Genomic DNA, 6,011 nt, shown 5'->3' with positions numbered 1-6,011 from the left:
CTTTCAGCCCGTCACGCGGCTTGGGAATGGGCCAGGGCTGCCACTTGGGCTCATAGCCTTCCTCAATTTCCATCGAATAGCGCTGCAACAGCTGCGCCATCAGGATCTTCACCTGCATATAGGCGAAATGCAGCCCCAGGCACATATGCGCCCCGCCGCCGAACGGCACCCAGGCGTATTTGTGCCGCTCCTTCACCAGATCCGGCGTGAAACGCATGGGATCGAAGCGTTCGGGATCGGGCCAGTGCTCTTCCGAATGGTGCACCAGGTGGATGTTGATTCCGCACGGAGTACCCGCCGGGATTTCATATCCGCCAAACTCGAAGGATTTCAGCGCGCGGCGCGGCAATGACGGCACCGGCGGGATGAAGCGCAGCGCTTCCTTGAAAGCCATCTCTGTCAGCTCGAGCTTGCCCAGATCGCCATAGTCCAGCAGCCGCGGATTACCCGATGCGTCAGGCCCGCCGGTGACCGCGACCACTTCCTGCCGCAGCTTCTCCTGCCAGGCGGGGTGTTTCGCCAGCAGATAGACCAGCGACGTGGCCGAGGAGGTGATGGTGTCATGCGCAGCCATCATCAGGAAGTTCATGTGATCGACCACTTCATCGACCGGCAGCAGGCCGCCATCTTCGCGGGTCGCGGTGGCGAACTGGCTGAACATGTCCTGCCCGCCGCCTTCCGCACGGCGCCGATGCGTCTCGCGCGTGAAATAGTCGACCAGGAAGGCCCGCCCATCGACCCCGCGCTTCATCGCCGTAAAGGGCAGCGGCCTGCGGATCGGCGCGACCGAAGCCTGCACCATGTCGACAAAGGCGCGGTTGATATGGTCGGCCTCCGGGCCCCAGGGGATCCCGATGAAGCTCTCCGCAGCCAGGTCCAGCGTAAGCTGCTTGATCGCGGGATAGAAGCGCATTTCGCTGCCGCCCCAATGCTTCACCGTCTCCGCGATGCCGCGATTGAGCGAGCCGGCATAATGCCGCATCGGTTCGGGCTTGAAAGCAATCGAGAGTGCACGGCGGTCGGCACGATGATGGTCGAAATCCATCAGCATCAGCCCGCGCGGGAAGAGGTTGTCGAGCACCGGGCCCCAGCCCTGCTCGCTGGAGAAGATCTTGTCGCGGTCGAACAGCAGCAACTCGTTGGCATCGGCACCGATCAGCATCACGTTCCACATGCCGAAGGCGCGGCTCTTGTAGACCGGGCCATAGGTCTCGGCCATATACCGCGCATAACCGTGCGGATCGGCCAGCATACGGAATGTATTGCCGATTATGGGAAGGCCCGCGTCGCCGGGAATGTGCTCAAGCGCTTCCGGCGAGATACGCTCGCTCCAGTGGCTGGGCGAGAATGCGTCCGCTTCTCGTGCAGGTTTGGGTTCTGCAAGGCTTGCCATCTGACCTCTCTAGGGTCTGTTGCTTACCTAAACGTAAGGATAATCGCGCGCTAAATCCAGCCCGACAGTTCCCGCGCGACCAGCGTCTCGAGCATCTCCATTCCGGCATCGGAAGCGTTGAGGCAGCTCAGCACGGCATAGTCCTGTCCACCCGCGCCGGTGAACTGCTCGCGCCCGGCAATGGCAAGTTCTTCCAGTGTTTCGACGCAATCGGCGGCGAAACCGGGAGCGGCGACCGCCAGCTTGCGCGTTCCGCCGCGCGCTTCCTTCTCAAGTGTCGCATCGGTCGCGGGTTCGAGCCATTTGGCCTTGCCGAAGCGCGACTGGAAGGTCGTCTCGATCCTTAGGCCCGGCTTGGCAAGCCGATCCCCCAGCAGTCGCGCGGTCTTCATGCAGTGGCAGTGATAGGGATCGCCCAGCTCCAGCGTACGCTGCGGCATGCCGTGAAAACTCAGCAGCAGGACCTCGGGTTCAAACTCGAGAGCCCCCAGTTGGGATGAAAGATCGCGCGCCAGGGCGGCGATATAGGCCGACTCATCATAATAAGGCGCGAGGAATCGGAGCGACGGCTGCCAGCGCATCTTGCCGAGCACCCGCGCAACCTCGTCAAACACCGTCGCCGTCGTCGCCGCGCAATATTGCGGATAGAGCGGCGCAATCAGGATCCGGTCGCATCCGGCTTCCTTCATTTCCAGCAAGCGGCTTTCGATCGAAGGCTGGCCGTATCGCATCGCGTAATCGATCCGCGTGCCCTCGCCGTGCATGGCGCCGAGCCGCTGCTTCAGCCCGGCGGCCTGATCGGCGGTGATGGCGGCGAGCGGCGATCCGCGATCCGTCCAGACCTTGGCATAGGCCGCGGCGCTCTTCTTCGGGCGCGTGTTGAGGATGATCCCGCGCAGGATCGGCTGCCACAACACTTGCGGGATTTCGACCACGCGAGGGTCCGACAGGAATTCCGCCAGATAGCGCTTCACCGCGCCGGGCTCGGGCGCATCGGGCGTCCCGAGATTGACCAGCAGCACACCGGCCAGCCCGCTTCTCACGGGCGGATGATCGCCGGGCAGCTGCTGACCATTCTCCTTCATAACCCGCCGGAGAGTAAAGGCAGCCGCCGCAAGCGCAAGCCGGTCGCCGAATAGAGCGCATTGGCAATCGCGGGCGCCGCAACCACCGCGCCCAACTCGCCAGGATCAGCCGGCGGTGCTTCGCTCGCCATGAACTCGACTTCGATTTCGGGGCAATCGGTCAGAGCGGGCAGGTTGAGATCGGACAGGCGCTGCGCCACTGGCAGGCCGGAGCGATAGCGTGCGCTCGCGCCCATCGCCATGGCCAGTCCGAACACCAGCCCGCCCTCAATCTGCTGGCGGGCAATGTCGAGATTGACGATCCGTCCGATGTCGACAATCGCCGATAGCCTGGTCACACGCACTCCGCCATCGCCCGCCCGCGCACTGGCGATACAGGCGATCCGCCCGCCGGTTTCGGCATCACCGATCCTGTGGCAGGCGATTCCCTTGCCGCTCTGGTCCTGGCCGCCATCCCATTCCGCCAGCCGCGCGACGCGCTGCAGGCAAGCGGCCATCCGCACGTCCTGCCCCAGCATCGAGATACGGAAGGAAAGCGGTTCGCGCCCATGCCGGGTCGCTACCTCGTCAATGAAGCTCTCAATCGCAAATGCGGTATAGCCATGCGCATTGCCGCGCATCCGCGAACAGGGCAGGCCGATCTCGACCGGCACGTGATCCACCGCCACGCGCGGAATGTCATAGACCGGCATGGCCCCTTCGCAGGCCAGTGCATCGGCCGCGCCTTCGGAATCGCGGATTGCCGCCCAGCTTGCCTTGTTGTCGAACAGGCGCTGACCGAACTCCATATTGGCGGGCGGCGTGGCGATGCGAGTCTTGAGCCCTTCGATCCGCCCTTGCCCGTCTTTGCCGATCTGCGCTGTCACCAGCAGGCTGGCGGGCTGGCGCGGGCGCGAACGGAGCAATTCCTGCCAGCGCGACCATGTCAGTTGCACCGGGCGGCCCAGCTCGCGCGCGATCATCGCAACCTCGATCACATGGTCATGCTCGAGCCGGCTATCGAAGCTGCCGCCCGCGGGCATGGGATAGAGCACCACGTCCTCGACCGCGATGCCAAGCGCCCTTGCCGCTGCAATCCGAGCGGATTCCGGCGCCTGCGTCGCCACCCAAAGTTCGAGCCGACCGCCTTCGAAGCGCGCCGTGGCACTGGCCGTTTCGAGCGGCGCATGGACTCCCGGCTCGACGTCATAACGCAGGGCGAGGCTCGCATTGCCGCCGCTGTCATAGCCGCCGCCGCGCTCCTCGATACGGTGCGCCTCCCCCTTGCGCAGCGCGTCATCGATCCGCGCCTCGAAATCGTCGCTATCGGCCAGAAACTCTACATTGAAGCGCGCCTTCATGGTGTCGAGCGCCCGCTCGGCCGCCCACCAGTTCGTCGCGGCCACCGCCAGCCAGCGATTGCCCTTCACCGCGCCCACGATTCCGCGAATGCCCTGCGTGCTGAACTGGTTGAACTCGACCAGCGTGGCCTTGTCCACTGGGCCGTGACGGATCGCGGCAAAGACCATGCCCGGCAGGCGCACATCGCCGGCAAACATGAAACTGCCATCGACCTTGGACGGCAGATCGAGCCGGGGATAGTCGCCCGCACCCTCGATCTGGCCGGGAAGCGGGTCTTCGCCATGTGGCTCCGACCTCAGCGGCGGCGGATCGGGCGGATCGTATGTGCTGGCTTCCTGCGCCAGTTCGGCAAAGCGCAGCCGCTTGTCCCCATGGACGATAAAGCCCGCTTGCGCCTCGCATTCCTCCCACGAGACATTCCACCGGTCTGCAGCGGCCTGCGCCAGCATCGCGCGCGCAGCAGCAGCGGCATTGCGGCAAGGTCCCTCAAAGGCAGCGAGCGACATGCCATCGGCGGTGGCGGAAAAGCGCCTGCCTTCGGCAAAGCGCTGTGCGACCAGGCCGTCGGGTTCCTCGGCCAGACCGGCAGCGAAAGGCATCCACAGCGGAGCCCAACGGGCAGCCAGCGGCACATTGGCATAGCTTCCGCTGACAGGCGCAGGCTCGACTGCAATTTGGCGCCAGTCCGCCCCCAGTTCGGCGGCCACCACTTGCGGCAGCACGGTTGTGATCCCCTGCCCCATTTCGAGCTGCGGCACAGCCACGGTCACCACGCCGTCTTCGGCAATCTTGAGCCATGCGTCGAAAGCATATTCGCCGCGCCCCGGCTCCAGCACATCGGGATAGCTGCGCGGAAACAGCGCCCAAGCCACCACCACCCCGCCGCCAATCGCGGCGCCTGTCAGCAGGCCGCGGCGGGTCAGGGGCATGCTCAGCCAGCCTCCCTGGCGAGCCATTCGGCTATCCGCAGAGCCACGTCGCGGAACGCCTGCCCTTCGTCGCTATCGCCCGCAGCGACAGGTTCGCCGCTATCGCCCGCTTCGCGGATCGGCAGGCTCAGCGGAATGCGCCCGAGGAAAGGCAATTCGATCTGAGCGGCCATGGCTTCGAAGCCACCCTTGCCGAAAGGATCGCTCACTTCGCCGCAATGCGGGCATTGATAGCCGGCCATGTTCTCGACCAGCCCGATGATCGGAACGCCGCCCTGGTCGAACAATTGCCCGGCGCGCGCCGCATCGATCAGCGCAAGATCCTGCGGCGTCGAAACCAGTATCGCGCCGTCTGGCTTGTGCTTTTGCAGCATGGAAAGCTGCACATCGCCCGTGCCCGGCGGCAAGTCGATCAGTAGCAGTTCCGCATCGCCCCATTCTGCGTCGATCAGCTGCGACAGCGCATTGCCGGCCATCGGCCCGCGCCAGGCCAGCGCCTGCCCCTGCTTGACCAGATGCCCCATCGAAAGCACCGGCACGCCGTGCTTGCTGGGTACGGGGATCAGCTTGTCGCCTTCTGCTCGTGGCTTCTGCCCTTCATTGGCGAGCAGCTTGGGTTGCGATGGGCCATAGACATCGGCATCGACCACGCCGACCTTGTGCCCCATGCGCTGCAGCGCGACCGCCAGATTGGTCGTGAGCGTGGACTTGCCGACCCCGCCCTTGCCCGATCCCACCGCGATCATCCGGCGGCTTATTTTGTCCGCCATCATCGCCACGCGCACTTCGCTGACGCCTTCGACCGCACCGAGAATATCGGTAACGGCCTGCTCGATATCGCTGCGTTGGGAAGCGGTGAGTCCGGTGGCATCGACCACCACCACCGCCCGGTCATTCACCATTCTCGCCGATTTTACGCGCTCTGCTAACGAAGTCGGCAGGCGGTCAGTCAGGTTCTGCTCACTCATGTTGCACGCGCCCTAGCATCAAATTCGCCTGCGCAATCCCTGTTTTTATTTCTGGCCCTGATTTTGGTTCTGGCCCTGTTTTTCGCCGCAACGCTACCTATAAGGGAGATATGCAGATATTCGACGGTTTCAAAAGATCGATCGCGCTGGCCATGGCCGGCAAGAAAAGCCCCTGGGGCGACGGAGAGGACAGCGCGCCTTCAAACGAAGGGACGGATGACGGCGACGGTCCGCGCAATCCCTGGGTGCCGGGCGGTGGCACGGGCGATGACAAGCGCCGTTCCGCCAGCATCGA

At 64.6% G+C, this 6,011-nt stretch carries 4 protein-coding genes and 1 pseudogene; 1 reads left to right on the top strand and 4 read right to left on the bottom strand.

Going from position 1 to position 6,011, the window contains the following annotated elements; translation table 11 throughout:
- The 4 genes from ACQY6C_RS14560 to ACQY6C_RS14545 all read right to left on the bottom strand — a co-directional run.
- Positions 1-1,393 (bottom strand): cytochrome P450 (locus tag ACQY6C_RS14560; protein WP_427969978.1); only part of this gene is annotated, 1,393 nt, incomplete at its 3' end.
- Between the two features lie 50 nt (positions 1,394-1,443).
- A complete protein-coding gene (gene hemH, locus ACQY6C_RS14555) occupies positions 1,444-2,478 on the bottom strand; it encodes a ferrochelatase (RefSeq protein ID WP_427969976.1) in 1,035 nt (344 codons plus the stop codon).
- The gene (locus ACQY6C_RS14550) at positions 2,475-4,748 is read right to left on the bottom strand and encodes a molybdopterin cofactor-binding domain-containing protein (RefSeq protein WP_427969971.1); all 2,274 of its coding nucleotides are present in this window, start codon (positions 4,746-4,748) and stop codon (positions 2,475-2,477) included. The genes hemH and ACQY6C_RS14550 overlap by 4 nt, the downstream gene beginning before the upstream one ends.
- 2 nt (positions 4,749-4,750) lie before the next feature.
- Positions 4,751-5,716: an Mrp/NBP35 family ATP-binding protein gene (locus ACQY6C_RS14545; RefSeq protein ID WP_427969970.1), complete on the bottom strand. Its 966-nt coding sequence runs from the start codon at positions 5,714-5,716 to the stop codon at positions 4,751-4,753.
- Positions 5,717-5,826: 110 nt separating this feature from the next.
- On the opposite strand from ACQY6C_RS14545, the pseudogene ACQY6C_RS14540 reads away from it, so the two are divergent.
- Positions 5,827-6,011: pseudogene (locus tag ACQY6C_RS14540) on the top strand (protease modulator HflK); the annotation flags it as partial.

The organism is Altererythrobacter sp. (genome assembly GCF_050299635.1).
Taxonomy (GTDB): domain Bacteria; phylum Pseudomonadota; class Alphaproteobacteria; order Sphingomonadales; family Sphingomonadaceae; genus Erythrobacter.
Note: the sequence above shows the minus strand (reverse complement) of the source record. Positions and strands in the feature narration are given on the sequence as shown.

Excerpts from the sequence above, each read along its gene's own strand:
- hemH (WP_427969976.1), bottom strand. The coding sequence starts at position 2,478 with ATGAAGGAGAATGGTCAGCAGCTGCCCGGCGATCATCCGCCCGTGAGA.
- ACQY6C_RS14550 (WP_427969971.1), bottom strand. The coding sequence starts at position 4,748 with ATGCCCCTGACCCGCCGCGGCCTGCTGACAGGCGCCGCGATTGGCGGC.
- ACQY6C_RS14545 (WP_427969970.1), bottom strand. The coding sequence starts at position 5,716 with ATGAGTGAGCAGAACCTGACTGACCGCCTGCCGACTTCGTTAGCAGAG.